Origin of the sequence: Spirillospora sp. CA-294931, assembly GCF_050946795.1 — a bacterium.
Taxonomy (GTDB): Bacteria; Actinomycetota; Actinomycetes; order Streptosporangiales; family Streptosporangiaceae; genus Spirillospora.
The window spans coordinates 6,526,587-6,551,569 of sequence record NZ_CP192006.1; the positions used below are offsets into that span (position 1 = coordinate 6,526,587).

21 protein-coding genes are annotated in these 24,983 nt (G+C 70.1%); 14 read left to right on the forward strand and 7 right to left on the reverse strand.

Annotated elements, in window-relative coordinates:
* Nucleotides 1–12: 12 nt before the first annotated feature.
* Genes ACQPY4_RS29365 through ACQPY4_RS29385 form a run of 5 tightly spaced genes read left to right on the forward strand, consistent with a single transcriptional unit; the run spans nucleotide 13 to nucleotide 5,701 of the window.
* Nucleotides 13–1,329: a Gfo/Idh/MocA family protein gene (locus ACQPY4_RS29365; protein WP_433326250.1), complete on the forward strand. Its 1,317-nt coding sequence runs from the start codon at nucleotides 13–15 to the stop codon at nucleotides 1,327–1,329.
* 29 nt (nucleotides 1,330–1,358) lie between these two features.
* Complete coding sequence (locus ACQPY4_RS29370; protein ID WP_433326252.1) at nucleotides 1,359–2,678, forward strand: ABC transporter substrate-binding protein; 1,320 nt, start codon at nucleotides 1,359–1,361, stop codon at nucleotides 2,676–2,678.
* Nucleotides 2,679–2,694: 16 nt separating this feature from the next.
* Nucleotides 2,695–3,585, forward strand: coding sequence for a carbohydrate ABC transporter permease (locus ACQPY4_RS29375; protein ID WP_433326254.1), 891 nt, complete (start codon nucleotides 2,695–2,697; stop codon nucleotides 3,583–3,585).
* A complete protein-coding gene (locus ACQPY4_RS29380) occupies nucleotides 3,582–4,403 on the forward strand; it encodes a carbohydrate ABC transporter permease (protein WP_433326256.1) in 822 nt (273 codons plus the stop codon). Before ACQPY4_RS29375 ends, ACQPY4_RS29380 begins: the two co-directional genes overlap by 4 nt.
* A 29-nt stretch (nucleotides 4,404–4,432) precedes the next feature.
* On the forward strand, nucleotides 4,433–5,701 hold the full coding sequence (locus ACQPY4_RS29385) for a family 16 glycosylhydrolase (RefSeq protein WP_433326258.1): 1,269 nt from the start codon (nucleotides 4,433–4,435) through the stop codon (nucleotides 5,699–5,701).
* A gap of 66 nt (nucleotides 5,702–5,767) precedes the next feature.
* On the opposite strand, the gene ACQPY4_RS29390 is transcribed toward ACQPY4_RS29385, so the two are convergent.
* On the reverse strand, nucleotides 5,768–7,246 hold the full coding sequence (locus tag ACQPY4_RS29390) for an MFS transporter (RefSeq protein ID WP_433326260.1): 1,479 nt from the start codon (nucleotides 7,244–7,246) through the stop codon (nucleotides 5,768–5,770).
* Between the two features lie 100 nt (nucleotides 7,247–7,346).
* On the opposite strand from ACQPY4_RS29390, the gene ACQPY4_RS29395 reads away from it, so the two are divergent.
* Both ACQPY4_RS29395 and ACQPY4_RS29400 read left to right on the forward strand, forming a co-directional pair.
* Nucleotides 7,347–7,964 (forward strand): TetR/AcrR family transcriptional regulator, encoded by a 618-nt coding sequence (locus ACQPY4_RS29395; RefSeq protein WP_433326262.1) that lies wholly within the window; start codon nucleotides 7,347–7,349, stop codon nucleotides 7,962–7,964.
* 605 nt (nucleotides 7,965–8,569) lie between these two features.
* Nucleotides 8,570–10,537 carry a sensor histidine kinase gene (locus tag ACQPY4_RS29400; protein ID WP_433326264.1) on the forward strand — a complete coding sequence of 656 codons (1,968 nt, stop codon included), beginning with the start codon at nucleotides 8,570–8,572 and terminating at the stop codon, nucleotides 10,535–10,537.
* Nucleotides 10,538–10,763: 226 nt separating this feature from the next.
* Here ACQPY4_RS29400 and dapF read toward each other — a convergent pair whose 3' ends face one another.
* Together dapF and miaA are read right to left on the reverse strand one after the other, a co-directional pair.
* A complete protein-coding gene (gene dapF, locus ACQPY4_RS29405) occupies nucleotides 10,764–11,756 on the reverse strand; it encodes a diaminopimelate epimerase (RefSeq protein ID WP_433326266.1) in 993 nt (330 codons plus the stop codon).
* On the reverse strand, nucleotides 11,743–12,699 hold the full coding sequence (miaA, locus tag ACQPY4_RS29410) for a tRNA (adenosine(37)-N6)-dimethylallyltransferase MiaA (RefSeq protein WP_433326268.1): 957 nt from the start codon (nucleotides 12,697–12,699) through the stop codon (nucleotides 11,743–11,745). Before miaA ends, dapF begins: the two co-directional genes overlap by 14 nt.
* 58 nt (nucleotides 12,700–12,757) lie before the next feature.
* Here miaA and ACQPY4_RS29415 point away from each other — a divergent pair, with 58 nt between their 5' ends.
* Entirely contained in the window at nucleotides 12,758–12,964 is a 207-nt protein-coding gene (locus tag ACQPY4_RS29415) for an antitoxin (protein WP_433326270.1), read from the forward strand.
* Here ACQPY4_RS29415 and ACQPY4_RS29420 read toward each other — a convergent pair.
* On the reverse strand, nucleotides 12,949–13,671 hold the full coding sequence (locus ACQPY4_RS29420; RefSeq protein ID WP_433326272.1) for a hypothetical protein: 723 nt from the start codon (nucleotides 13,669–13,671) through the stop codon (nucleotides 12,949–12,951). The genes ACQPY4_RS29415 and ACQPY4_RS29420 overlap by 16 nt on opposite strands.
* Nucleotides 13,671–15,140: a tRNA (N6-isopentenyl adenosine(37)-C2)-methylthiotransferase MiaB gene (miaB, locus tag ACQPY4_RS29425; protein WP_433326274.1), complete on the reverse strand. Its 1,470-nt coding sequence runs from the start codon at nucleotides 15,138–15,140 to the stop codon at nucleotides 13,671–13,673. The genes ACQPY4_RS29420 and miaB overlap by 1 nt, the downstream gene beginning before the upstream one ends.
* 226 nt (nucleotides 15,141–15,366) lie before the next feature.
* Between miaB and ACQPY4_RS29430 the strand changes: the two genes are divergently transcribed.
* The 6 genes from ACQPY4_RS29430 (at nucleotide 15,367) to ACQPY4_RS29455 (ending at nucleotide 21,963) form a co-directional block, all read left to right on the forward strand.
* Complete coding sequence (locus tag ACQPY4_RS29430) at nucleotides 15,367–16,149, forward strand: amino acid ABC transporter ATP-binding protein (protein WP_433339072.1); 783 nt, start codon at nucleotides 15,367–15,369, stop codon at nucleotides 16,147–16,149.
* A 38-nt stretch (nucleotides 16,150–16,187) separates the two neighbouring features.
* Nucleotides 16,188–17,027 carry a glutamate ABC transporter substrate-binding protein gene (locus ACQPY4_RS29435; RefSeq protein WP_433326276.1) on the forward strand — a complete coding sequence of 280 codons (840 nt, stop codon included), beginning with the start codon at nucleotides 16,188–16,190 and terminating at the stop codon, nucleotides 17,025–17,027.
* Nucleotides 17,028–17,102: 75 nt separating this feature from the next.
* Nucleotides 17,103–17,792 carry an amino acid ABC transporter permease gene (locus tag ACQPY4_RS29440; RefSeq protein ID WP_433326278.1) on the forward strand — a complete coding sequence of 230 codons (690 nt, stop codon included), beginning with the start codon at nucleotides 17,103–17,105 and terminating at the stop codon, nucleotides 17,790–17,792.
* Nucleotides 17,789–18,766, forward strand: a complete 978-nt coding sequence (locus tag ACQPY4_RS29445) for an amino acid ABC transporter permease (protein WP_433326280.1) — start codon at nucleotides 17,789–17,791, stop codon at nucleotides 18,764–18,766. Before ACQPY4_RS29440 ends, ACQPY4_RS29445 begins: the two co-directional genes overlap by 4 nt.
* Before the next feature lie 78 nt (nucleotides 18,767–18,844).
* Entirely contained in the window at nucleotides 18,845–19,912 is a 1,068-nt protein-coding gene (locus tag ACQPY4_RS29450; RefSeq protein WP_433339074.1) for an NAD(P)-binding domain-containing protein, read from the forward strand.
* A gap of 89 nt (nucleotides 19,913–20,001) precedes the next feature.
* Nucleotides 20,002–21,963, forward strand: coding sequence for a prolyl oligopeptidase family serine peptidase (locus ACQPY4_RS29455; protein ID WP_433326282.1), 1,962 nt, complete (start codon nucleotides 20,002–20,004; stop codon nucleotides 21,961–21,963).
* Between the two features lie 325 nt (nucleotides 21,964–22,288).
* Here the strand turns inward: ACQPY4_RS29455 and ACQPY4_RS29460 are convergent, their stop codons facing one another.
* Complete coding sequence (locus ACQPY4_RS29460) at nucleotides 22,289–23,215, reverse strand: trypsin-like serine peptidase (RefSeq protein ID WP_433326284.1); 927 nt, start codon at nucleotides 23,213–23,215, stop codon at nucleotides 22,289–22,291.
* Between the two features lie 51 nt (nucleotides 23,216–23,266).
* Complete coding sequence (gene rny, locus ACQPY4_RS29465; protein WP_433326286.1) at nucleotides 23,267–24,772, reverse strand: ribonuclease Y; 1,506 nt, start codon at nucleotides 24,770–24,772, stop codon at nucleotides 23,267–23,269.
* Nucleotides 24,773–24,983: the final 211 nt, after the last annotated feature.

The following is a 24,983-nucleotide window of genomic DNA, read 5'->3' on the forward strand; positions in this document are numbered from 1 at the left end:
GGGGCCAGGTACATGAGGGAGTCCGTCGGCGCTCACCCGGTCAGTCTGGCGGTGGCCGGGGCCGGTTCGCGAGGGCTCGCCTACGCCCGGCGGGCCGTCGCGCAAGGGCGCGCGGAGGTCGTGGCGGTCGCCGAACCCCGCCCGGCACAGCGGGAGTCGTTCGCGGCGGAGTTCGGCCTGGACCCCGGCGCCGTCTTCGCCTCAGAAACCGAACTCCTGGCCGCCGGACGGCTGGCCGACGCGGTGGTGATCGCGACTCCGGACCGCAGGCACGCCGACGCGGCGGTCGCGGCGGCCGGGCTCGGCTACCACATCCTGCTGGAGAAGCCGATGGCGCTGACCGAGCGCGACTGCCTGCGGATCATCGGCGCCGTCGAGCGCGCGGACGTCCTGCTGGCCGTGTGTCACGTGCTGCGCTACACGCCCTACACACGGGCGCTGAAGGAGCTCATCGCCTCCGGCCGGATCGGCGAGATCGCCAGCATCCAGCACCTGGAGCCGGTGGGATGGTGGCACCAGGCGCACTCCTACGTGCGCGGTCAGTGGCGGAGCGAGTCCGAGTCGGGCCCGATGCTGCTCACCAAGTCGAGCCACGACCTCGACTGGCTGATGTACGTGATGGGCGAGATCCCCGTCAAGGTGTCGTCCTTCGGCGGGCTGCTGCACTTCACCCCCGCCAACCGGCCCCCCGGCGCCACCGACCGGTGCGTGACCTGCCCGGTCGAGCCGGACTGCGCCTACTCGGCGAAGAAGATCTACCTCTCGGCGCTCGGCGACCCGGCTCGCGAGTACTGGCCGCTGTCGGTCCTCACCGAGGACATCACCCGCGAGGGCGTCCTGGAGGCGCTGGCCGAGGGGCCCTACGGCCGCTGCGTCTACGCGGGCGACAACGACGTCGTCGACCACCAGGTGGTGAACCTGGAGTTCCCTTCGGGAGCGACCGCCTCGTTCACCATGACCGCGTTCACCGCGCTGGACTTCCGCCAGACCCGCATCTTCGGCACCAAGGGAACGGTCGAGGGCGACGGGAAACGGCTGCGCCTGCACGACTTCACCACCGACACGATCGAGGTCGTCGAGACCGGCACCGCGGGCGACGCCTCCGCGGCCGACGGTCACGGCGGCGCGGACGACGCCCTCATCGAGGCGTTCGTCCGGGCGGTCGCCGACGGCGATCCGGCGCCGCTCCTCTCCGACGCCCGCACCAGTCTTGTGGGACACCAGGTCGTTTGGGCGGCGGAACGAGCCCGCACCACCGCTAGCGTCACCGATATCGCCACCGGATCGTCGCTCCTGGAGCCGTCCGCACGCCCTATCGCGGGTCATTAGCCACAAACTCAATCGAAAGGGAAATGATCGTGATCAAGGTCCGTCTCCCCGCGGCACTGCTGGCCGCCGGAACGACGCTGGTGGCCGCGGCCTGTTCGGCGACCCCCGGCTCCAGTTCGTCCAACGAAGGTCCCAAGACCATCTCCACCACCCTGTCGAGCGAGCCGGTCACGCTGACGCTGGCGACCTCCGGAACGACCGGCATGGAGCAGAAGCTCGTCGAGGGCTTCAAGAAGAAGCACCCGAACGTCACCGTCAAGATCCGGCAGACCGCCAGCGGCGCGGACTACGACAAGAGCATCAACCTCCAGCTCGCCTCGGGCACCGGCCCGGACATCGCCCTGCTCAACCAGATCGGCGAGACCGTCAAGGCCAAGCTCGTCCTCGACCTCGGCCGCTACTCCGACGCCTACAAGTGGGAGTCGTCCTTCGCGAGCACGGTGCTGGACCAGTTCCGCGTGAGCGAGGACGGCCGCACCTTCGGCACCGGCAGCCTCTACGCGCTGCCCAGCGGCGGCTCGCTGGTCGGCGTCTACTACAACAAGAAGCTCGGCGCGAAGATCGGGATGACCGCGCCGCCCCGGTCCCTCGGTGAGTTCGAGGCGGCGCTGGGCAAGGCCAAGGCGGCGGGCGTCCTGCCGATCCAGCTCGGCAACCTGGAGGGGCACGCCTCCTTCATCGTGCAGGCCATCGCCGACCAGGTCGACTCCCCCGCGACGGTGAACGCCTGGGCCTACGGCAAGCCGGGCTCCAAGTTCGACTCCCCCGGCACCCGCCAGGGCCTCGCCAAGCTCAAGGAGTGGACCGGCAAGGGCTACATCCCCTCCGGCGCCAACGGCGCCGACCTGCCCAAGGCCGTCGCCGAGTTCGCCGGGGGCGAGGGACTGTTCCTGTTCGACGGGAACTGGGACGCCGCGACCCTGGACAAGAAGCTCGGCGCCGACGTCGGGTTCTTCACGCTGCCGCCGGTCAAGGCCGGTGGAAAGGGCGCCGCCACCGGCAGCGGCTTCGCGTTCGCGGTCTCCGCCAAGTCCAAGCACCCGGACGCCGCAGCCGCCTTCCTCGACTACTTCCGCGGTCCGGAGGCGTCCAGGGCACAGTTCGAGTCCGGTGTGCTCCCGGTCGACACCAAGGCCGTCCAGCCGGTCAAGGGACGCGTCGTCTCCGACGTCGTCGCCGCCTACGACAAGGTCATCAAGGACGACGGGCTCGTGGCCTACTACAACAACGCCGCCCCGGGCGTCCAGCCCGCGCTGACGTCCAACCTCCAGTCGCTGATCGGGGGCAAGACCTCGCCCGACGCGGTCATCACGGCCGTCCAGGCCGCCTGGACCAAGTTCCATTCCTGATCGGCCGGTTCCCACCATGGCGTTCACCCGACAGGCCGCCGCCCGGCGCCGCCGCGCGCTCCTGGCCTTCACCTATCTGGTTCCCGCGATCGCGATGTACGTCGCGTTCGCGATCGTCCCCCTGCTGTACACCGCCTGGCTCTCGTTCTTCGACTGGGACGGGATCACGCCCGGCACCTGGACGGGGCTGAGCAACTACGCGGAGGTCGTCCAGAACCCCGAACTCCGGGGTGCGCTCGTGCACGCCGCGGTCTTCGTCGTCTTCTACTCGATCCTCCCGATCGCGATCGGGCTCGTCCTGGCGGGCCTGCTCGGGAGGGGCGCCCGACGCGGCTGGGGCGCCATCCGCACGATCATCTTCCTCCCGCAGGTCGTGCCGCTCGTCGCGGTCGGCATCGCCTGGCGGTGGATGTACGCCGACGACGGCACCGTCAACCAGGTCCTGCGCGCCGTCGGCCTCGGCTCGGTGGCGCGCGCGTGGCTCGGCGACTTCACCCTCGCGCTGCCCGCCGTCGGGCTCGTCGGCACCTGGGTGATGACCGGTCTGTGCACGGTCTTCTTCCTGGCGGGCATGCAGAAGATCGACGTGAGCCTGTTCGAGGCGGCCCGGCTGGACGGCGCCGGGGCGGTCCGGGAGTTCCTCTCCCTCATCGTCCCGCTGCTGCGGCAGGAGATCGCCGTCGCGATGACGATCACGGTGATCGCGGCGCTGGCCAGCTTCGACGTCGTGTTCGCCACCACCGGCGGCGGGCCGGGGACGCAGACCACCGTCCCCGGGGTCCTGATCTACCGGCTCGCCTTCACCGAGGGCCAGGTCGGGACGGCCTGCGCGATGGCGACGGTGCTCTCCGCGTTGATCTTCGCGGTCGTGATCTGCATCAACCGTCTCGCCCGGGAGAAGCCATGACGTCTCGCCTCGAAAGATACTCGGGCGCGGTCCTGCTGCTCGGCTTCGCCGCCCTGACCCTGCTGCCGTTCCTCAGCATCCTGTCGGCCTCGCTCCAGGAGTCCGGCGAGCCGGTGAGCGGGCTGCGCTGGCCGAGCTCACCGCACTGGGAGAACTACGCCAAGGCGTGGAGCACCGGCGGCTTCGCCTCGCTCGTCGGATCGAGCGCCTTCGTCGGCGCCGTCGTGGTTCCGGTCTCGGTGCTGCTGGCGGTGATGGCCGGATACGCGCTGGCGGTCCTGCGCCCGGCCGGAGCCAACGCGATCCTGGCGTTCTTCCTGCTCGGGCTCACGCTGCCCGTCGAGGCGGCCGTGATCCCGCTCTACTACAACATGCGCTCGGTCGGCCTGGTCAACACCCACTGGGCGCTCATCCTGCCGCTGATCGGCCTGTTCATGCCGTTCGGCGTCTTCTGGATGCGCGCGGCGTTCGCCGCCACCCCCCGGTCCCTGGTCGAGGCGGCCCAACTGGACGGCGCCACGAACTGGCAGATCCTCTGGCGGGTCGTCTTCCCCACCGTCCGTCCCGCGGTCGCGACGCTGGTCCTGCTCTACTTCATGTGGTCCTGGAACCAGTTCCTGCTCGCCCTCATCCTCATCCAGGACCCGGCCAGGCGCACCGCGCCCGCGGGCCTCGGCCGCTTCATCCAGGAACACGGGATGAACGTCCCCCTGCTCTCCGCCGGAACGGTGATCATCATCACACCGGTCGTCCTGGTCTACCTGCTCACCCAGCGCCATTTCGTCCGGGGAATGCTCGAAGGCGCCCTCAAAGGCTGATCGGTCACCACAAGAGAAAGGGACCCGGCATGCCACGCCGATTCCGGGCGGCCCTGACAGGGCTGCTGCTGTCCGCCTCACTCCTCGCACCGATCCCGGCGGCCGTGCCGGCCTCGGCCGCCGAACCCCCGCCCAACCCGCCGTCCAAGGACGGCTACACCCTGGACTTCCAGGAAGAGTTCAACGGGACGAGCCTCGACCAGAGCAAGTGGCTCCCCAAGTACCTGCCGCACTGGACGTCCACCCCGGAGAACGCCAAGGCGCGCTACACCGTCGCCGACGGCGTCCTCACCGAGCGTCTCGACGCCGACACCCCCGCCTGGAACGCCAAGTGGGACTCGACCGTCAAGATCTCCAGCATCCAGTCCTACAACAAGGACTGGTGGCACAAGTTCAACGCGTCCATGCCCAACGACCACCACGAGCCGGACTTCAACGGGTACACCACCAAGTACGGGTACTTCGAGGTACGCGCCAAGATGGCGAACGTCGGCGGCGGCGGCCACCAGGCGTTCTGGCTGGTCGGCACCGACGACACCAGCAGCGCCTCGGCCAATCCCGAGATCGACATGATCGAGACGTTCTTCAGCAGGCCCGCCAACTGGCGCATCGCGGGCTACGGCTGGGGCGACCCGAACTTCCTCGGCTCCTGGTACTCGTCCGACCAGGCCGTCCCAAGCGGCGAGCCCACCAAGGAGTTCCACAACTACGGCATGGAGTGGACGCCCACCCAGCTGAAGTTCTACTACGACGGACAGCTCTACCGGACCATCGACGACGCCCCCAACATGCCCATGGGCATGATCCTCGGCATCTACACCGACGCCGGCTCCGGGCAGCACAACGACGTCTGGCCCAAGACCTGGAACGTCGACTACGTCCGCGTCTACAAGAAGAACGGCGGCTATCCCGAGCCCTACCAGCGCATCAAGAACCGGCAGACCGGCCAGTACATGTACGCCGACGGGGGCAAGGTCCGCTGCGGCGCCGTCCCGGCGACCCAGCAGAACGCGCAATGGGCCAGGGAAACGACCTCCGACGGCTACGTCCGTTACAAGAACCGCGCCACCGGCGGCTACCTCAACATCGAGAACCTCACCGGCACCGCCGAGGTCACGACCGTCCCCACCACCTACTGGAGCGCCCAGTGGAAGGAGTCCACGACCGACGGCCGCACCAGATTGCAGAACCGCTGGAAGAACACCCATTTCCTGCACACGGAACAGCGCACGGGCTTCGTCCAGCACGGCGACGTCCCGAGCACCTACTGGACCAGCCAGTGGACGTTCGAACCCTGATCGGGCGATGACGCACACCGTCAAGCCCCGGGCCCGTTGGGCTCGGGGCTTGACGGGCCGGGCGGTTCAGAGGTGGGCGGGCGCGGGGACGGCGGCGGACTTGTCCGCGTTCCGCGCGGGACGGGGCGTGTTCATCAGCAGGGCCACGACCACGGCACCGACGAGCATGATCGCGGCGGCCCAGGAGCCCGCGGTGCCGAAGCCCTCGGTCATGGCCTCCTTGGCGAGCGTCGGGCTCTTGGGGTGGCTCACCAGGTAGTCGGCGGCGGCGCTGGCGGCGATGGTGTTGAGCAGGGCGGTCCCGATCGAGCCGCCGACCTGCTGGGAGGTGTTGACGCCCGCCGAGGCGACGCCCGCGTCCTCCGGGGCGATGCCGTAGGTGGAGTAGTCCATGGCCACCGGCATGATCAGGCCCATCCCGAACCCGAGCAGCAGCTGGGCGGTCATGACGCCCTGGGCGTAGCCGGTGGTGGCCTCCAGGGTGGCCGTCCAGGCCATCCCGGCCGCGCCGAAGAGCAGGCCGGGGACGATCAGCAGGCGCGGGGGGAGCTTCAACATGAGCCGCGAGGAGATCCCGCCCGCCGCGACGAGCACCGCCACGCTCATCGGAAGGAACGCGACGCCGGTCTTCACCGGCGAGTACCCGAGGACGACCTGCATGTAGTAGGTGTTGAAGAGGAAGGCGCCGAACAGGCCCACGACTGCCACGGCCACCGCCAGGTAGGCGCCGCCCCGGGTACGGCTCGCCAGCACCCGGAGGGGCAGCAGGGGCTGCGAGATCTTCGACTCGACCGCGACGAACGCCGCGAGCAGCGCCGCCCCGATGGCGAACAGCCCGACCACCAGCGTGGAGCCCCAGCCCTCCGACTCGGCCTCGCTGCACGCGTACACGATCGAGACCAGCCCGCCGCTGACCAGCAGCACGCCGAGGAAGTCGAAGCGCGCGTGCCCTTCGGGACGGGCGTCGCTCAGCACCAGGTAACCGCCCACGGCCGCCACGAGCGCGACGGGGATGTTGACGTACAGGCACCAGCGCCAGTCGAGGTAGTCGGTGAGCGCTCCCCCGAGGATCAGCCCGATGGCGCCGCCACCGGCCGCGATCGCGCCGAAGATCCCGAACGCCTTGGCGCGCTCACGGCCGTCGGTGAACGTGACCGCGATCAGCGACAGCGTCGCCGGCGCCAGCAGCGCCCCGAACAGGCCCTGCAGGACGCGGGAGGCGAGCAGCAGCTCGAAGTTCCCCGCCATGCCGCCCAGCGCCGAGGCGGCCGCGAAGCCGATCAGCGCGATGAGGAAGGCGCGCTTGCGTCCGGTGTAGTCGGCGATGCGCCCGCCCAGGAAGAGCAGGCTGCCGAAGGCCAGCGTGTACCCGGTGATGACCCACTGCCGGTCACCGTCGCTGATCCCGAGATCGGTCTGGAGGGACGGGAGGGCGATGTTCACGATCGTGACGTCCAGGACGATCATCAACTGGGCCAGGCCGATGAAAACCAGGGCCAGCCAGCGCCGCGGGTCGGGGGGCCGGGGATCGGCGGAGAAGCTCATGAGCACTCCCAAATCGGATGTCCGTTTTCCTTGATGCCCACACGATCCACCGCAGCGGGTCGAGTTGTCAAGAACGGACGTTCGTTTTATATTTGCGAGTATGCCCAGAGTCAGTGAAGAGCACCTGGAGCGGCGCAGGCACCAGATCCTGGACGCCGCCCGGGCCTGTTTCATCCGCCGCAGTATCCACGAGACCTCGATGCAGGACATCTTCACCGAGTCCGGCCTGTCGGCCGGGGCCGTCTACCGATACTTCAAGAGCAAGAACGAGATCATCGAAGCCATCATCGCGACCGTGGTCGACGAGCTGTACGCGTTCCTCAGCGACCTGGTCTACACCGACCCCGTCCCGCCGCTCGACAGCCTGATCGAGGCCATTGTCGAGCGTATCGTCGTCCTGGCCGGGCCGGAAGGGCCCGCGCGACTCGCCCCCCAGGCCTGGGCCCTGGCCATGTACGACAGCGAGCTCGGCCACTACGTCCAGGAGAACTTCGAGCACGTACGGGCGCTGCTGATCGCCTACGTCGGACGCCTGGTCGAGGCCGGACGCCTCCCCGCCGACACCGACACCGTCGCCGCCGGAAAGGCCGTCTTCGGCATGATGCCCGGCTGCCTGCTCCAGTACGTCCTGCTCGGCGACCTGACCCCCGCCGAGATCACCCGCGGCATGCGCGCCATCGGACGCGAGACGATGCTCACCGTCCACTCCGCCACCTGACCCCACCCCATGACGCGGGACCCACAGCCGCACGCCTCACTTGGGCCGGGCGGGCCCCTTGTCTCCGCGGGCCTACCGCAGGGCGGAGCTCCATGGGCAGCGGGTGCCTCGACCGGATCTCGGGCCGGACGCCGCGTCACGGCCGGAGCGGGCGTCGCGGCCGGGGCCGGTGGCGCGGCCGGGGCCGGGGCCGATGGCGCGGCCGGGGTCGGTGGCGCGGCTAGGGCCGGTGGCGCGGCTAGGGCGGGAGTCTCGGCCGCGTTCTGGACGGGTCGCCGCCCTCCCCCGAGAGCGGGCCTCTGCTTCGAAACGTTCCACGTGGCGATGTCCCGAACCCGCCCCTGTAGGGGTTCGACGACCGCCGTCCGCGGGTTCCGGCAGCGTTGTGATCACCTCTCGCACATCGCCTTCCTCTCCCTGCTCCGCAGCGTGTCCGGTCCGCTCGCGGCGCCGTTCCGGTCGTGTTCACGGCGGCGTCCCTCCCGGGCGAGCACCCAAAGAGTGTGGGGCGACGGGAGTCCCGATGTCCTGAGGCGGCCGCCCTTTCCAGGTCAGGACATAGACCAGTGTGCGTTTTAATATTCCGTTACCAAGACGGGAGAGCCATGGTCTCTGTGGAACACGGCCGGAGCGCGGCCCGGGTCGCCCTGCCGGTGGCCCTGATCGCGCTGGTGGCGACGTACTCGACCATGGCGGCCGCGATCGTGCTCCGGTTCGAGCTTCCCGAGCGCCTCAGGCAGCCGCTTTGGCATCCCGAGGGCGTCGCCGCGCTCGCGTTCGGCGCGGCGGCCTATGTGCTCGCGCGGCGCGGGCCCTCGCCGTGGACGGGGCCACTCATGGCCACGGTGGGCGCCACGGCCGCGCTATCGCTGCTCTCCCTGCACCTGGGCCCCTGGCTCGAGTTGCACGACCGGCCGGGCGCCTCGGCCGTCGAGTGGCTCGGCCGCTGGGCCTGGGCGCTGGACTTCTCGCTGATCGCCTTCGTCCTGCCGCTGTCGCTCCCGGGTGCCCGGACGGCAGGCCCCCGGCAGCGCTGGGCACTGGGGCTGGCGGCGTCCGTCCCGGCGATCGTGTGCCTGCGGTTCAGCCTGGCGCCGGAGGCCCGGCCGGGCGAGGGCACCTGGATCTACCCGCTGGACGCCCTCCCCTGGCAGGTCAACGCCATTCTGGTCGTCACGCTCGCGGCGACGCTGTTCTCGGTGGGGTCGAGCGTCCGGTCCGCCTCCCCCGATACGCGACGGCAGATCGCCTGGGCGATGTATGCCCTCGTTCCGGCACAAGTGTTGCTTTTCTCCGGCGATTCACTCGATCTGGTCAACACTCTCCGGGACGTCGCCATTACGGCCGTCCCGGTCGGTATCGTCATCGCCATCACGAAGTTCCGCCTTTACGAGATCGAAGTCGTGCTCAATCGCACCCTGGTCTACCTCGGCGTCGCCGGAGTCCTTGCCGTCGCCTACGTCACGGTCGCGGGACTGGTGGAGCTGGTCACCCCGTTCGACGGGCGGCCGGCCGGTGCCGTCGCGATCGGGGCGGCGTTCGTCCCGGCCCGGCGCACCCTCCAGCGCGCCATCGACCGCGTGATGCACGGTGAACGCGACCCGTACCGGCTGGCCGACCGCCTGCAACAGCGGCTCCAGAGCTCGTCCGCGCCCGACATCGCCGCCGCCACCGCCGCCTCGACGGTCCGCGAGGCGCTCCGCGCCGCCTGGGTCATGATCGAGATCTTCGACCGGGAGGGCCGGGTGGTCGCGACGGCCGAGTCGGGCGTGCCCGACGAGCGGCCGCGGCGGGTCGTCCCGCTGGTCTGGCACGGCGAGCCGGTGGGACGGCTTCGCTTCGGCGTCGGGCGCCGTCCCGACGCCAGGCTGACCTCGATCCTGGCCCGCGACCTGGCCGAACTCGCGGGCGCGGCCCGGCTGGCGGCCGACGTCCAGCGCTCGCGGGCGCGGATCTTGCGCATGCGCGAGGAGGAGCGGCGCCGTCTGCGCCGCGACCTGCACGACGGGCTCGGCCCCACCCTGGCCAGCCTCGCGATGACCGTGGACGCCGCGCGCATCACCCTGCGCAAGGACCCCGAGGCCGTGGACGCGCTGCTGGAGAACCTGCGCAGCATGATGGGCCGCACCATCGGCGACATCCGCGAGCTGGTCTACGACCTGCGGCCGCCCGCGCTGGACGACCTCGGCCTCGCCGGGGCCATCCGCGCCCTGGGCGGCGTCGTCGCCACCGGCGACGGCCCGCGCGTCGACGTCGTGGTGGAGGGCGACCTGACCCAGTTGCCCGCCGCCGCCGAGGTCGCGGCCTACCGCATCGTCCAGGAGGCCCTGACCAACGTGCACCGGCACTCCAAGGCCAACGCCGCGATCGTCAGCCTCTACCTGACCGAGGAGCTGAGCGTGACGGTGGGCGACGACGGTGTGGGCATGCCGCCCGACATCCGCTCCGGGGTGGGGCTCTCGTCGATGCGCGAACGCGCGGCCGAACTGGGCGGATCGTGCACCGTGGGCCCCGGCCCCGAGGGCGGCACCGTGGTGCGCGCCCGTCTCCCCGTCACCGGCAACGTCAACTAGTGCCTTAAAGAGGTCGCACACCCTGTGGGAGGGCCAGCGGTAAGCCCCCCGCCATGAGAGTCACCGCCGGCCCTCGGGCTCCGGCCGGTTCGGGGCTCCCAACCCGAACCGAACGTCGCCATTCCACCAGAGGGTGTGCATCAACGAAGTTAGGCGGCCCGTCGTCCCGCCGGTCAGGGACCGACGTCCCGACCTCGCCGGGAACGTCCAATCACCGGCTCCGCGCTCAGGCGAGCAGCCAGTCGTCGCGCAGGTCGCCCTCCGCGACCAGCACGGCCGGGCCCTTCAGGTGGCTGGTGCGGCCGTCGAGCGTGACCGTGACGCGGCCACCCGGGACGTCGACCGTCCATTCGCCCCGGGGCGGCGCGCCCTGCGCGGACGAGCCGAGGGCCGCGGCGACCGCCACCGCGACGGTGCCGGTGCCGCAGGAGCGGGTCTCGCCCGAGCCGCGTTCGAACACCCGCATCTCGACGTGGTGGTCGCCCACGGTGCGGAAGAACTCGACGTTGACGCCGTCGGGGTAGACCTGCGGGTCGAATTCGGGGGCGCGGGTCAGGTCGAGGCCGCGGACCGGCTCGGCGACCGGGCAGGCCAGATGCGGGTTGCCCATGGAGACGCGCTTGCCGTCGAAGGAGCGTCCGGCCAGCCGCGCCTCGCCCGTCCCGAGGTACTGGGCCGGGCCCATGTCGACGCTGACGTCGCCGGACGCGCCCAGCGTCACCCGCCGAAGCCCGGCCCGGGTCGCCAGATCCCATTCCCCGGGGGCGGCGAGCCCGGCGTCCACCAGGTAGCGCGCGAAGACCCGCACGCCGTTCCCGCACATCTCGGCGACGCTGCCGTCGGCGTTGCGGTAGTCCATGAACCATTCGGCCTCACCGACCGGCGAATTGCCCAGCAGTCCACCGCCTGGCGAGGTGCCGCCCGACGACGCGCCCCCCAGCGAGGGGTCGCCGGGCGACGTGGCACCCGGGGACGGGGCGCTCTGCGGCGCTTCGGCGGACGAGGAGCCGTTCGCGGGTGCGCTCTCGGCCATCAGGGCGGCGAGCGTGGCGGCGTCGAGGGCCTTGGTGCGGACGACGCGCAGCACGCCGTCGGCGCCGATTCCGGCGCGGCGGTCGCACAGCCGGGCGACGGTCTCCGGGGCGAGGTCGAGGGCGCCGTCCGGATCGGGCAGGATCACAAAGTCGTTCTCGGTGCCGTGCCCCTTAATGAACCGCATGGTCCGATGATATTGCCAGCGCGCGCCCGACCAGGTCAGGGTCGTCATAGGGCAGCCAGTGGACGCGGGGGTCGCGGCGGAACCACGACTCCTGGCGCCGGGCGAAGCGCCGGGTGGTCCTGATCGTGTCCTGCCGCGCCTGCTCCTCGGTCCACTCCCCCGCCAGGACACGCAGGACCTGGGCGTAGCCGAGGGCGCGTCCGGCCGTCCGGCCGTCGCGCAGGCCCGCCTTCTCCAGCTCCCTGACCTCGTCGACCAGGCCCGCCTCCCACATCCGGCCGACGCGCAGCGCGATCCGCTCGTCCAGCTCGGGACGCGGCACGGTCAGGCCGATCTGGACGGCGTCGTACCGGTAACGGTGATCGGGGAGGCTGGCGGTGAACGGCCGTCCCGAGATCTCGATCACCTCCAGGGCCCGGACGAGGCGCCGCCCGTTGCTGGGCAGGATCGCCTCCGCCGCCTTCGGGTCGAGTCCGCGCAGCCGCTCGTGCAGGACGCCGGGGCCCGCCGCGTCCAGCTCGGCCTCCAGTCTGGCCCGCACCTCGGGATCGGTCCCCGGGAACTCCAGATGGTCGAGCGCCGCCCGCACGTACAGGCCCGAACCGCCCACCAGGACGGGCAGACGGCCGCGTCCCCGTATGTCGGCGATCGTCGCGTCGCTCAGGCGCTGGTACTCCGCCACGCTCGCGGTGACGGTCACGTCCCACACGTCCAGGAGGTGGTGCGGGACGCCGCGCATCTCGGCGGGGGCGAGCTTGGCGGTGCCGACGTCCATGCCCCGATACAGCTGCATCGAGTCGGCGTTGATCGCCTCGCCGTCCAGCCGCAGGGCCAGTTCCACGGCCAGATCCGACTTGCCCGCCGCGGTGGGCCCGACGACCGCGATCACGTCTCTAAAGGTCACAGGCTTAATTCTGGCAACAATCTGGGTATGGGTCCCCATGTACGGGCGCCGGACGGGTTTCGGACGGCGTCGAACAGACAGGCATCGGGGGGACCGTATGTCCATCGTCGACAAGGTCAAGGGCATGCTCGGCCAGCACGGCGACAAGGCCAAGAAGGGCGTCGACAAGGGCGGCGACATGCTCGACCAGAGGACCGGCGGCAAGTACGCCGACAAGGTCGACAAGGCCCAGGACAAGGCCAACGAGTACATCGACCGCGAGAACCGGGGCGGTCAGCCCGGCGGCGGTCAGCCCGGCATGTGACGCACGGGGGCCGTCGGGGCGTGCAGCCAGCTCGCGACGTGGTATCCGACGCCGTACGGAGCTTCGTGAGCCAGCGGCTCGGCCCCGAACGGCCCCGCGCCCGGCGCCGTGACGGCGCCCGCCAGCACCTGCCAAGCCGCCCGCCCGGCCGCCTGGAGTTCCCCGGACAGCTCCGGGCTCAGCGCGGCCAGCGCGGCGGCGTCGGCATGCCCGAGCGCCTTGGCGACCTCGGCGTCGAACGCCTCGGCGCGCTCGTCGAGATAGCCGGGCGCCTTCTGGGACAGGCACGCCGTGCCGTCACCCATGACCAGCAGCGCGACCCGTCCGGCCGAGTCCGCCAGGGCGCGTCCTAGCCCGAGGCATTCCTCGGGGGCCGCGCCGAACGCCACCGACTGGTAGCGGACGTGCGTTCCGGCCAAGTCCCGCAGGAGCCAGCACCCGATCGTCAGCGAAAGCGGGAGCGGCTCGCCGCCTTCGGGGCCGAATCGCCGGTCGAGCCCGTAGGGCTTCAGGGTCCCCGTCGCCCCGGGGCCGTAGGCGCGGGTCTCGTCCGCACCTCCGACGACGACCACCACGTCCGCGTCGCCCAGACGGCGGACCGCCTCGGCGCACGCGGCGCGCAGGCCGTCCAGCTCGGACGCCGCCTCGCCCGCGACCTCGGGCACCAGCAGCGGCGGATGCGGGCAGACCGCCGCGGAGACCAGCATCAGGAGTGGGCGGAGCAGCCGGACGCGACGGGGGCCGCCTCAGGACGTCCGATGGACGGCATCCCCAGCGACACCCCCTGCGGCGCCTCGCCCTGCCGGGCCTCCCACGCGTCGCCCGCCCGGGTGCGGCGGACGCGTCCCGCCTTGTCGGCCACCAGGTGGTGCGGCGCCGCGTACGTCACCTCGACCGTGACCGTGTCCCCGGGGCGGACGGGCTCGTCCGGCACCTGGAAGTGCACCAGCCGGTTGTCGGGCGCGCGCCCCGAAAGGCGCCGCGTGGCGTTGTCCTTGCGGCCCTCACCCTCGGCGACCAGCACCTCCAGCGTGCGGCCCAGCTGCTTCTTGTTCTCGGCCCAGGAGATCTCCTCCTGGAGCGCCACCAGCCGCTCATAGCGCTCCTGGACGACCGCCTTGGGCACCTGGCCGTCCATCGTGGCGGCCGGGGTGCCCGGACGCTTGGAGTACTGGAACGTGAACGCGCTGGCGAACCGGGCCTCGCGCACCACGTGCAGGGTCTGCTCGAAATCGTCGTCGGTCTCCCCGGGGAAGCCCACGATGATGTCGGTGGTGATCGCGGCGTCTGGGATCGCGGCCCTGACCTTGTCGATGATCCCGAGGAAGCGCTCCTGCCGGTACGACCGGCGCATCGCCTTCAGGACCGGGTCGGCCCCCGACTGGAGCGGCATGTGCAGCGAGGGCATCACGTTCGGCGTCTCGGCCATCGCCGCGATCACGTCGTCGGTGAAGTCCTTGGGATGGGGCGAGGTGAAGCGCACCCGCTCCAGCCCCTCCACTCCCCCGCAGGCCCGAAGCAGCCCCGCGAAGGCCGACTGCCCGCCCGAGGTCATCGCGCGCACCTCGTCCGGGGCGGACGCCAGCGACCCGAAGCCGCTGCCATAGGCGTTCACGTTCTGCCCCAGGAGCGTGATCTCCATGACGCCGTCGGCGACCAGCGCCTCGACCTCGGCCAGGATCTCGCCCGGACGGCGGTCGCGCTCCTTGCCCCGCAGCGCCGGGACGATGCAGAACGTGCAGGTGTTGTTGCAGCCCACCGAGATCGACACCCAGGCCGCGTAGGGCGACTCGCGGCGGGTCGGAAGCGTCGAGGGGAAGGTCACCAGCGACTCTTCGATCTCGACCTGCGCCTCGTCCCGGACCCGCGAACGCTCCAGCAGCACCGGGAGCGAACCGATGTTGTGGGTGCCGAAGACGACGTCCACCCACGGCGCCCGCTTGACGATCGTGTCGCGGTCCTTCTGCGCCAGGCAGCCCCCCACCGCGATCTGCATTCCCGGGTGGCCGTCCTTTACGGGACGCAAATGGCCGAGATTGCCGTAAAGGCGGTTGTCGGCGTTCTCCCGGACGGCGCAGGTGTTGAAAACCACCACGTCAGGCTCGGAATCCCCCGCGCGGACATAACCGGCCGCCTCCAGGAGACCGGACAGCCGCTCGGAGTCGTGGACATTCATCTGGCACCCGTAGGTACGAATCTCATACGTACGGGGGCGAGTCTCTGTGGGCGCACTCATGACAGGAACCAAGGGTACGCGGCGGGGCGGAGCATCGCGTGCGATCATAGAGCCCGGCCCGCGGACGCAGCCGTGCCCCGAGGGCCCCGCGACGTGCGCATCCGTGATCGGATCGGTACCGCGCGGTGCCTTGCCACGCACTCAAGATGCCGTAAAGTCCGGGCCCATGACGGACATCGACAAGGCGCCTGCTGACGATGTGCCCGCGGGTGGCGGGCCCCTCGTCGTGCTTGAGAACGTCAACAAGTACTTCGGTGAACTGCACGTTCTCAAGGACATCAATCTCACCATCCAGCGCGGTGAGGTCGTCGTGGTGATCGGCCCTTCCGGTGGCGGCAAGTCCACACTCTGCAGGTCGATCAACAGGCTCGAGCCGATCAACGACGGCACGATCCTGGTCGACGGCAAGAAGCTCCCCGAGGAGGGCAAAGACCTGGCCCGCCTCCGCTCGGACGTGGGCATGGTCTTCCAGTCCTTCAACCTGTTCGCCCACAAGACGATCCTCGAGAACGTCACTCTGGGGCCGGTCAAGGTTCGCAAGGTGGGCAAGCAAGAGGCCGAGAAGCACGCCATGGAACTGCTCGACCGGGTCGGCATCGGCTCACAGGCCCAGAAGTACCCCGCTCAGCTTTCGGGAGGCCAGCAGCAGCGTGCGGCCATCGCGCGCGCCCTGGCCATGAAGCCCAAGGTGATGCTCTTCGACGAGCCCACCTCGGCTCTGGACCCTGAAATGGTCAAGGAAGTGCTCGACGTCATGACGAGCCTCGCCCACGACGGTATGACCATGATCGTGGTCACCCACGAGATGGGATTCGCCCGCCGGGCAGCTCAGAAGGTCGTCTTCATGGCCGACGGGCAGATCGTCGAGGAGTCGACTCCCGACGAGTTCTTCACCAACGCGCGCACCGAGCGCGCCAAGGACTTCCTTTCCAAGATCCTCACGCACTGAGCCGCGTGGCTCCGGCAGGAAAGCAGAGGTAGTACAGCATGCGTGTACGCAATTACGGGGTCGCGCTGGCGGCTGTGGCCGTCGCGTCGATGACGCTCGCCGGCTGTAGCGAGAAGAAAGACGACACCATCGCCGACAAGGACAAGCTGATCGTCGGTGTGAAGTACGACCAGCCCGGCCTCGGGCTGAAGTCCGGTTCGGGCGCCGAGGGCTTCGACGTCGACGTCGCCAAGGCCATCGCCAAGAAGATGGGCGTGGACGAGAAGAACGTCACGTTCAAGGAGGCCAAGTCGGCCAACCGCGAGTCGTTCATCGCCAACGGCACCGTCGACATGGTCATCGCGACCTACTCGATCACCGCCGCGCGCAAGCCGAAGGTCACCTTCGGCGGCCCCTACATCGTGACCCACCAGGACATCATGGTGCGGGCCGACGACAGCTCCATCAAGGACCTGGCGTCCCTGAAGGGCAAGAAGCTCTGCGCGGTGTCGGGTTCCAACTCGTGGAAGAACATCACCGACGGCACCAACAAGCTCAGCCAGAAGGTCCAGATGGAGACCGTCCCGGCCCAGGGCTATGACGACTGCATCACCAAGCTCAAGGGCGGCGCGGTCGACGTCGTCTCCACCGACGCCACCATCCTGGCGGGCTACGCGGGCCGCGAGGGCTCGTCGGTGAAGGTCGTCAACGCCCCGTTCACCGACGAGAAGTACGGCGTCGGGATCAAGAAGGGCGACACCAAGGGCTGCGAGGCCGTCAACAAGGCCATCGCGGACCTGTACAAGGACGGCACCATGAAGACGGCGTGGGACAAGTGGTTCGGTAAGGCCAACCTCCCCTTCGACGCCAACCAGCCGCAGGCCGAGGGCTGCAGCTGACCGTGACGTTGGACCTGTAGAACCGGTGGGCCCCTCCCAGGGCCCACCGGTCCTGGTTCGAGATGGTGGAGCTCAATGAATTGGGACGTACTTTTTGATTTCACGCCGGTCTTCGACAACTCCGACAAGATCTTCAAATCTTTCTGGGCGACCATTCGCCTGTCGGTGACCACCGGAGTACTGGCGCTGATCCTCGGGACCATCCTCGCGGGGATGCGGGTGGCCCCCACCCCGGTCCTGCGTGCGGCGGGGACGATCTACGTGAACGTCTTCCGCAACACACCGCTCACCCTGGTCCTGGCGTTCTGCGCCCTGGGCCTGAGCGACACGCTCCACATCAAGCTCTCGGGTCAGTCCACGGTCAACTACTACTGGCTCGCGGTCTTCGGGCTGGCGGCGTACACGGCCGCCTTCGTCTGCGAAGCCCTCCGCTCGGGAATCAACACCGTTCCCCTGGGGCAGGCCGAGGCGGCCCGCGCGATCGGGCTGACGTTCACCCAGTCGCTCCGTTTGATCATCCTTCCGCAGGCCTTCCGCGCGGTGATCGCCCCGCTCGGCAGCATCGCGATCGCGATGACCAAGAACACCACGGTCGTCCTGGTCGCCAGCTACGCCGAAGCGGCCAGTGAGATGAAGCAGATGTTCGACGACTACGGCGCCACGCTGCCGATCTTCATCGCCTTCGCGGTGGGCTTCATGTTCCTCACGCTGCCGATGGGCTTCTTCTTCGGCTGGCTGTCCAAGCGAATGGCGGTGGCCCGATGACGACGACCGACGTCACGCCCAAGAAGAAGCGTCCGCCTAAGGTCCAGGAACCGTCGGTTCTCTTCGACGCCCCGGGCCCGCGCGCGCGGGTGCGCAACCACATCCTCACCGCGATCGCGGTCGCGATCTTCCTTGCCATCGCCTACGTGATCTACGCGCGGCTCGACAAGGAGAACCAGTTCCAGGCCAAGCTCTGGGACCCCTTCCTCAAGGGCGACACGTGGACGACCTTCATCATCCCGGGTCTGGTCGGCACTCTGAAGGCCGCGCTGCTCGGTTCGGTGCTCGCGCTGCTGTTCGGCGTGATCTTCGGCCTGGGACGGCTGTCCGACCACCGGTGGATCAGGATCCCGTCGGCGGCGGTCGTCGAGTTCTTCCGCGCGATCCCGCTGCTCATCCTGATCTTCTTCATCTTCTCCGGCCCGCCGACCATCGCCAACGCGCTGAATCGCGAGATCCCCGAGATCACCGCGTTCGTGGCCGTGGTCATCGGCCTGATGCTCTACAACGGCTCGGTGCTGGCGGAGGTCTTCCGGGCGGGCATCCTGTCGCTTCCCAAGGGCCAGTCCGAGGCGGCGTACGCCATCGGCCTGCGCAAGGGCGGCGTCATGCGGCTGATCCTGGTCCCGCAGGCCACCACGGTCATGATGCCCGCGATCATCGCGCAGCTCGTCGTCCTGCTGAAGGACTCGGCGCTCGGCTCGATCATCGCCTACGAAGACCTGCTGAACGCGGGCTTCAACCAGCTGAAGACCAAGTACGGCAACGTCCTGGCGTCCGCCGTGGTCCTGATGGTGATCTACATCGTCATCAACATGGCGCTCGGTTACCTGGCCACCTGGCTGGAGAAGCGCTCGCGCCGCAGCAAGAAGACGTCCGTCCCGGCCATGGGTCCCGGCATCGGGGCTCCTCCGGCACCGGGCATGTCCGCCACCGGCATGGCGACCGGTGAGAACACGGGCGGCGGAGCTTAGCTTCGTTCATCGCCTCTGGGGGCGTCGTCGGGAATCCGGCGGCGCCCCTTGGGGTTTTGGGTGGACGTGACGTACGACGTGGATGTTGCGGTGGTGGGGGCCGGGCAGGCGGGGTTGTCGGCCGGGTACTCGTTGCGTAGGGCGGGGCTTGGGTTCGTCATGTTCGACCATGCCCCGGGGGCGGGTGGGGCCTGGCAGTTTCGGTGGCCGACGTTGACTCTGGGAGCGGCCCACGGGATTCATGATCTGCCGGGGATGGCTCTGGGTGAGCGGGACGCGTCCCGTCCGGCGTCGGAGGTGGTGGCGGAGTACTTCGCCCGGTACGAGCGGGAGTTCGCGCTCGATGTGCGGCGTCCGGTGGATGTCACGGCGGTGCGCGAGGCGGGCGACGGGCGGCTGCTCGTGGAGACGTCCGAGGGCGACTACACGGCGCGCGCGCTCATCAACGCCACGGGGACGTGGGACAAGCCGTTCTGGCCCTACTACCCGGGGATGGAGACGTTCCGGGGACGCCAGGTGCACACCGCCGGGTACCGGGGGCCGGACGAGTTCGCCGGCAAGCGCGTGATCGTCGTCGGGGGCGGGGCCTCGGGCGTCCAGGCGCTCATGGAGATCGCTGAGGTGGCCGCGGAGACCGCCTGGGTGACGCGGCGCCCTCCGGTGTGGGTCGAGGGGCCGTTCGACGAGCAGCGCGGACGTGACGCCGTCGCCCGGGTCGCCGAGCGGGTGCGGCGGGGGCTGCCGCCCGCCAGCGTCGTCAGCGCCACCGGGCTGGTGCTCACCGACGACGTGCGTGAGGCGCGCGACAAGGGCGTCCTGCGGCGGCTTGCGATGTTCGCTCGGCTCGACGAGCGCGGCGCCGTCTGGGACGACGGGACCCGCTTCGACGCCGACGCGATCCTGTGGGCCACCGGGTTCAGGGCCGTGCTGGACCATCTGGCGCCGCTGCGGCTGCGCGGCGCGGGCGGCGGGATCGCGATGGACGGGACGGCCGTGGCCGGCGACCCGCGCGTCCATCTGCTCGGTTACGGACCGTCCGCCAGCACGATCGGGGCCAACCGCGCGGGACGCGTGGCGGTCCGTGAGATCGGCAGGCTCCTGGGCGACTCGGGAAGACCACCTCTGGCCATCGCCGCCGGGCTGTGAGTCCGCCCAGGTGATCAGCCGGAATCTTTCCGGCTTCAATGGCCGAGTCATGGCCCCAACCGATCCCCGTATGCGGGACGATTCCTGTTATGACCGCTCGTGCGACCCTCCCCTACGGCTCCTGGCCCTCCCCGATATCCGCGGCCGACGTCGCTCGCGCCCGGCTGCGCCTCAGCTTCCCCACCGTGTCCGGCAATGATGTCTGGTGGCAGGAGAGCCGGCCCGAGGAAGGCGGACGGACCACGGTCGTCCACCTCCAGGGCGGGCATCGCACCGAGCTGCTGACCGACCCCTGGGACGCGCGCACGCGCGTCCACGAGTACGGGGGTCGCTCCTACCTGCCGGTGCGCACCGGCGACGGGCACGCGCTCGTGTTCTCCAACTACGAGGACCAGCGCCTGCACCGCCTCGACCCCAGCGACCCCAAGCCCCGGCCCCTCACTCCTGAGCCGGCCGTCCCGGGTGGACTGCGCTACGCCGACTACGTCCTGTCCCCCGACGCAACCGAGATCTGGTGCGTGTGCGAGGGCCACACCCCCGAGGGCATCCGGCGCGCGATCGTCGCCGTCCCCCTCGACGGGAGCGCCGCCGAGGACGCCTCGGCCATCCGCGAACTCGTCACCGGGGCCCAGTTCTACGCCAGCCCCGTCCCGTCCCCGTCCGGTGGGCACCTGGCGTGGGTCCAGTGGAACCACCCCCGTATGCCGTGGGACGGCACCGAGTTGCGCGTCGCGGCGATCGAGGACGGCGTCACCGTCCTCCCCCGCACGGTCAAGGGCGGCCTCACCGAATCGGCCATCGCCCCCCTCTGGGCCGACGACAGCGCCCTTTACGTCATCTCCGACTGGCCCGGCTGGTGGAACATCTACCAGGTCGGCCTCCACGGGGAGTCGCCCCAGGCCCTGTACCCGGCCGAGGAGGAGTTCGCCGGGCCGCTGTGGCAGCTCGGGGGCATGCCCTACGCCCTGCTGGAGGACGGCCGCCTCGCCGTCATCCACGGCGAGGGCGACCAGCGCCTGGGCGTCTACGACCCCGAGACCCTCGAACTGGTCGACCTCGAGGTCCCCTACAGCAACTGGCAGACCGCGCTCTCGGCCGACGGCACGACGATCGTCGGCATCGCCGGGGGCGAGGACGTCCCGTCTTCGGTGGTGCGGGTCGACACCGTGACGGGCCGCGTCGAGGGCCTGCGCCGCGAGCTGGCCGAGATCCCCGACGTCGCCTACCTGCCCTCGCCGCGCGCCGAGCAGCTGGAGGGGCCCTTCGGCCGTCCCGTCCACGCCCTGGTCTTCCCCCCGTCCAACCCCGAGGCGGCCGCCCCCGCGGGCGAGCTGCCGCCCTACGTGGTGTTCGTCCACGGCGGCCCCACGAGCCGGGTGTCGAGCACCCTCAACCTGGAGCGCGCGTACTTCACCAGCCGCGGCATCGGCGTCGTCGACGTCAACTACGGCGGCTCCACGGGCTACGGCCGCGCCTACCGCGAACGCCTGCGCCGCCAGTGGGGCGTCGTCGACGTCGAGGACGCCGTCGCCTGCGCCCAGGCCCTCATCGAGGGCGGCCTGGCCGACCCGTCCCGCATCGCCATCCGCGGCGGCAGCGCCGGTGGCTGGACGACCCTCGCCGCCGCCACGCAGACCACCGTCTTCAAGGCCGCGACGTCCTACTACGGCATCAGCGACCTGCAGACGTTCTCCGCGGGCACCCACGACTTCGAATCCCACTACCTCTTCGGCCTGATCGGCCCCCTCCCCGGATTCGAACGCGCCTACGAGGAGCGCTCCCCGCTCAACAACGCGGCCCGGACGGCCTGCCCCGTCCTGCTCCTCCAGGGCCTGGACGACCCCATCGTCCCGGCCGACCAGTCCGAACGCTTCGCCGTCGCCCTGGCCGAGAAGAAGACCCCCTACGCCTACCTGACCTTCGAGGGCGAATCCCACGGATTCCGCCGGGCCCAGACCGTCATCACCTGTCTGGAATCCGAACTGGCCTTCTACGGCCAAACCCTGGGCTTCACCCCCAAGGGAATCGCCCCCATAGACCTGACCACCTAGCCCCTTACCGCCGTGGTCATGCCCCCCGTGCCATGACCACGGCGTCGGGCTCAGGACGAGTCGCTCCCGCCTACGGACGCTCCAGCGGGTGGCGGGACGCGTTGGTCACGTCCCCAGGATGTGGCCCGTCGCCGTCTGCCCCGACACACCCGGCAGCAGCCCTTTCCGCTCGCGCCGCCATGGCGGCGCCGGGACGCCTTTGGCCCATGGGCGTCAAGCCACGCGCTCAACTCGGGGAGAAATCTCGTCTTTCGCGGTGCCGTCCCGCTGGCACGACGGATCGGCGATCTGCCCCAGCGGTCGGTGACGTCGGGTCGGCGCGGGGTTAGCGGGAGGCTTTGTCGGCGGCGGCTCGGAGGTTGTAGACGTCCTTGTCGAAGTAGGGCGAATACGAGGTGTAGTGGACGTTGCCGCCGCCCTGGTGGCCGCCGAGGACGCCGTTGATGAGGCCGCGCTGGGTGCGTGTGCTGTAGTTGATCAGCCAGGGGCTGCCGCTCGTCCCGCCGTAGAAGCCGCCGCAGTCCATGCGCAGTTGGAAGCGGGAGTGGCGGCGGGTCTTGACGTTGCAGTAGATCGGACGGTCGCGGCGGTCGTGGCGGATGTGCGGGTATCCGGCGACGTGCGTCCAGCGTCCGGGGCTCTGGTTGACGGCGAGCTTGTTGGCGCCGACGACGCTCTCGATCCGGCGGTTCCGGACGGGCTTGAGCGCGACGTAGCCGAAGTCGAGGTCGGGATCGCTCTGGGCGATCCAGCGGCGGTCGACGAAGAGCTTGGAGGCCGCCCAGGTGCCGTAGGGACGCTTGCCGCGGTCGTACTTAGGGACGAACGCGACGTACCGGCCGTAGCCTCCGCCCTTGCCGCCGTGGATGCAGTGGGCGGCGGTCAGCAGGAGGCGCTTGGAGTAGCTGTGGACGACGCTTGCGGTGCAGTAGTGGTCACCGCGTCCGTTTCTGAAGAACAGCGCGCCGAGTGTCGGGATGCCCCCGTATGCCTTCGCGGTGGGTCCGGCTTGGGCTCTGGCGCCCTGCGCGGACCGTCCCGTCAGCGGGGTGGCCGAGGCCATCCGCTTCGGCGTCCAGTAGCGCTCGGTGGCACCGGCCTCGGCCGCGCCGACCTCCTGGCTCGCGGACATGTCCGCCACCGTTCTGGTCTGCTCCGAACCCTGGAAGAAGAAGACCGTTCCGGCTCCCGCGGCGACGATCCCCGTGGACGTGACGGCCACGGCCGCCAGTCGCATCCGACCCATATGCATTTGCCCGAAACTACCGCCTAGATCATTCCGCCACCACGTGAATGATCAGACTCAGCGCGCGAACTCCGTGGCCCGGGACTCCCGGACTACCGTGACGCGGATCTGTCCCGGGTAGGTGAGCTCGTCCTCGACCTGCTTGGCGATGTCGCGGGCGATCACCTGGGCCTGGATGTCGTCGACCGCGTCCGGCTTGACCATGACGCGGATCTCACGTCCGGCCTGCATCGCGAAGACCTTCTCGACGCCCTCGTGCCGGTCGCGCGCGATCTCCTCCAGCCGTTCGAGCCGCTTGACGTAGGCCTCCAGCGACTCCCGGCGCGCGCCGGGGCGGCTGCCGCTGATCGCGTCGGCGGCCTGCGTCAGGACGGCCTCGACCGTCCTGACCTCGACCTCGTTGTGGTGCGCCTCGATCGCGTGCACGACGTCCTCGTGCTCGCCGTACCGCCGCGCGATCTCCGCGCCGATCAGCGCGTGGCTGCCCTCGACCTCGTGCGTGAGCGCCTTGCCGATGTCGTGCAGCAGCGTGCAGCGCTTGGCCTGCTCGGCCGGGAGCCGCAGCTCGCTCGCCATCACCCCGGCCAGATGCGCGGACTCGATCAGATGCTTGAGGACGTTCTGCCCGTAGGACGTCCGGTAGCGCAGCTGGCCGAGCAGCGCGATCAGCTCGGGATGCATCTCGGTGATCCCCAGCTCGACCAGCGCGTCCTCCCCGGCCCGGACGCACAGCTGCTCGACGTCGCTCTTGCTGCGCTCGTAGATCTCCTCGATGCGCTGCGGGTGAATGCGCCCGTCCAGGACGAGCTTTTCCAGCGTCAGCCGTCCCACCTCGCGCCGCACCGGGTCGAAGCAGCTCAGCAGCACCGCCTCGGGGGTGTCGTCGATGATCAGGTTGACCCCGGTCGTGGTCTCGAAGGCGCGGATGTTGCGACCCTCGCGCCCGATGATCCGGCCCTTCATCTCGTCCCCGGGGAGGTGCAGCACCGACACCACGGACTCGGTCGTCTGCTCGCTCGCCACCCGCTGGATCGCCAGCGTCACGATCTTGCGCGCGCGCTTCTCTCCCTCGGCCCGCGCCGCGTTCTCGATCTCCCGGGTGAGCGGGATCGCCTCGCGCTTGGCCTGGTTCTCGATCGCCGCGACGAGTTCGCCCTTGGCCTCCTCGGCGGTGAGCCCCGCGACCCGCTCCAGGACGTGCCGCCGCTCCTCTTCGACCGTGCCAAGCTCCTGCTTGCGCTCGGCCAGTTCCCGCTTGGTCTCGGCCAGGCGGCCCGACCACTCCTCCAGGCGCCGCATCTCGCCGTCCAGCCGGGCCTCGCGCTCGGCCAGCCGGGTCTCGCGCCGCTCCAGGTCTTCGCGGACCTTGCGGAGGGCCTGCTCTTTCCCGTCGAGTTCCGCGGCGGCCTGCTGCGCGCCCTTGCGGATCTCCTCGGCGTCGACCTTGGCGGCGGCCCGCAACTCGTCCGCCTCATGCCGGGCGGCCTTGGGTCTGCGAAGCACAACGATCACGAGAGCGACCAGGGTCACCAGTAGCGCGGCCCCCAACAGGACGCTCTCCATGAGGCAGAATCCTTCCTCGCCCACGGGCCCGGGAGCCCTTGCACACGCGAGGATTCACCCACGACACCATGCGGCCACCGCATAACCGCGGCGCCGTCGTGTCCCTTATGCCTCTCAGCTGCTAGAACGTCAGTGGCCGTATCGAAATCCGCGGGTGCGCGGAGTAATTCCTCACTGCGGTAACGGTAAGCGGCACGGGGGTAATGAGCAA

What these genes read in the sequence shown, in the direction of transcription:
- ACQPY4_RS29445 (WP_433326280.1), top strand. Translation starts at nt 17,789, where the DNA reads ATGACGACGACCGACGTCACGCCCAAGAAGAAGCGTCCGCCTAAGGTC.
- ACQPY4_RS29395 (WP_433326262.1), top strand. Translation starts at nt 7,347, where the DNA reads ATGCCCAGAGTCAGTGAAGAGCACCTGGAGCGGCGCAGGCACCAGATC.
- ACQPY4_RS29385 (WP_433326258.1), top strand. Translation starts at nt 4,433, where the DNA reads ATGCCACGCCGATTCCGGGCGGCCCTGACAGGGCTGCTGCTGTCCGCC.
- ACQPY4_RS29400 (WP_433326264.1), top strand. Translation starts at nt 8,570, where the DNA reads ATGGTCTCTGTGGAACACGGCCGGAGCGCGGCCCGGGTCGCCCTGCCG.
- ACQPY4_RS29375 (WP_433326254.1), top strand. Translation starts at nt 2,695, where the DNA reads ATGGCGTTCACCCGACAGGCCGCCGCCCGGCGCCGCCGCGCGCTCCTG.
- ACQPY4_RS29435 (WP_433326276.1), top strand. Translation starts at nt 16,188, where the DNA reads ATGCGTGTACGCAATTACGGGGTCGCGCTGGCGGCTGTGGCCGTCGCG.
- ACQPY4_RS29390 (WP_433326260.1), bottom strand. Translation starts at nt 7,246, where the DNA reads ATGAGCTTCTCCGCCGATCCCCGGCCCCCCGACCCGCGGCGCTGGCTG.
- ACQPY4_RS29440 (WP_433326278.1), top strand. Translation starts at nt 17,103, where the DNA reads ATGAATTGGGACGTACTTTTTGATTTCACGCCGGTCTTCGACAACTCC.
- ACQPY4_RS29380 (WP_433326256.1), top strand. Translation starts at nt 3,582, where the DNA reads ATGACGTCTCGCCTCGAAAGATACTCGGGCGCGGTCCTGCTGCTCGGC.
- rny (WP_433326286.1), bottom strand. Translation starts at nt 24,772, where the DNA reads ATGGAGAGCGTCCTGTTGGGGGCCGCGCTACTGGTGACCCTGGTCGCT.
- ACQPY4_RS29455 (WP_433326282.1), top strand. Translation starts at nt 20,002, where the DNA reads ATGACCGCTCGTGCGACCCTCCCCTACGGCTCCTGGCCCTCCCCGATA.
- ACQPY4_RS29415 (WP_433326270.1), top strand. Translation starts at nt 12,758, where the DNA reads ATGTCCATCGTCGACAAGGTCAAGGGCATGCTCGGCCAGCACGGCGAC.
- ACQPY4_RS29430 (WP_433339072.1), top strand. Translation starts at nt 15,367, where the DNA reads ATGACGGACATCGACAAGGCGCCTGCTGACGATGTGCCCGCGGGTGGC.
- dapF (WP_433326266.1), bottom strand. Translation starts at nt 11,756, where the DNA reads ATGCGGTTCATTAAGGGGCACGGCACCGAGAACGACTTTGTGATCCTG.
- ACQPY4_RS29460 (WP_433326284.1), bottom strand. Translation starts at nt 23,215, where the DNA reads ATGCATATGGGTCGGATGCGACTGGCGGCCGTGGCCGTCACGTCCACG.
- miaA (WP_433326268.1), bottom strand. Translation starts at nt 12,699, where the DNA reads ATGGGGACCCATACCCAGATTGTTGCCAGAATTAAGCCTGTGACCTTT.
- ACQPY4_RS29365 (WP_433326250.1), top strand. Translation starts at nt 13, where the DNA reads ATGAGGGAGTCCGTCGGCGCTCACCCGGTCAGTCTGGCGGTGGCCGGG.
- ACQPY4_RS29420 (WP_433326272.1), bottom strand. Translation starts at nt 13,671, where the DNA reads ATGCTGGTCTCCGCGGCGGTCTGCCCGCATCCGCCGCTGCTGGTGCCC.
- miaB (WP_433326274.1), bottom strand. Translation starts at nt 15,140, where the DNA reads ATGAATGTCCACGACTCCGAGCGGCTGTCCGGTCTCCTGGAGGCGGCC.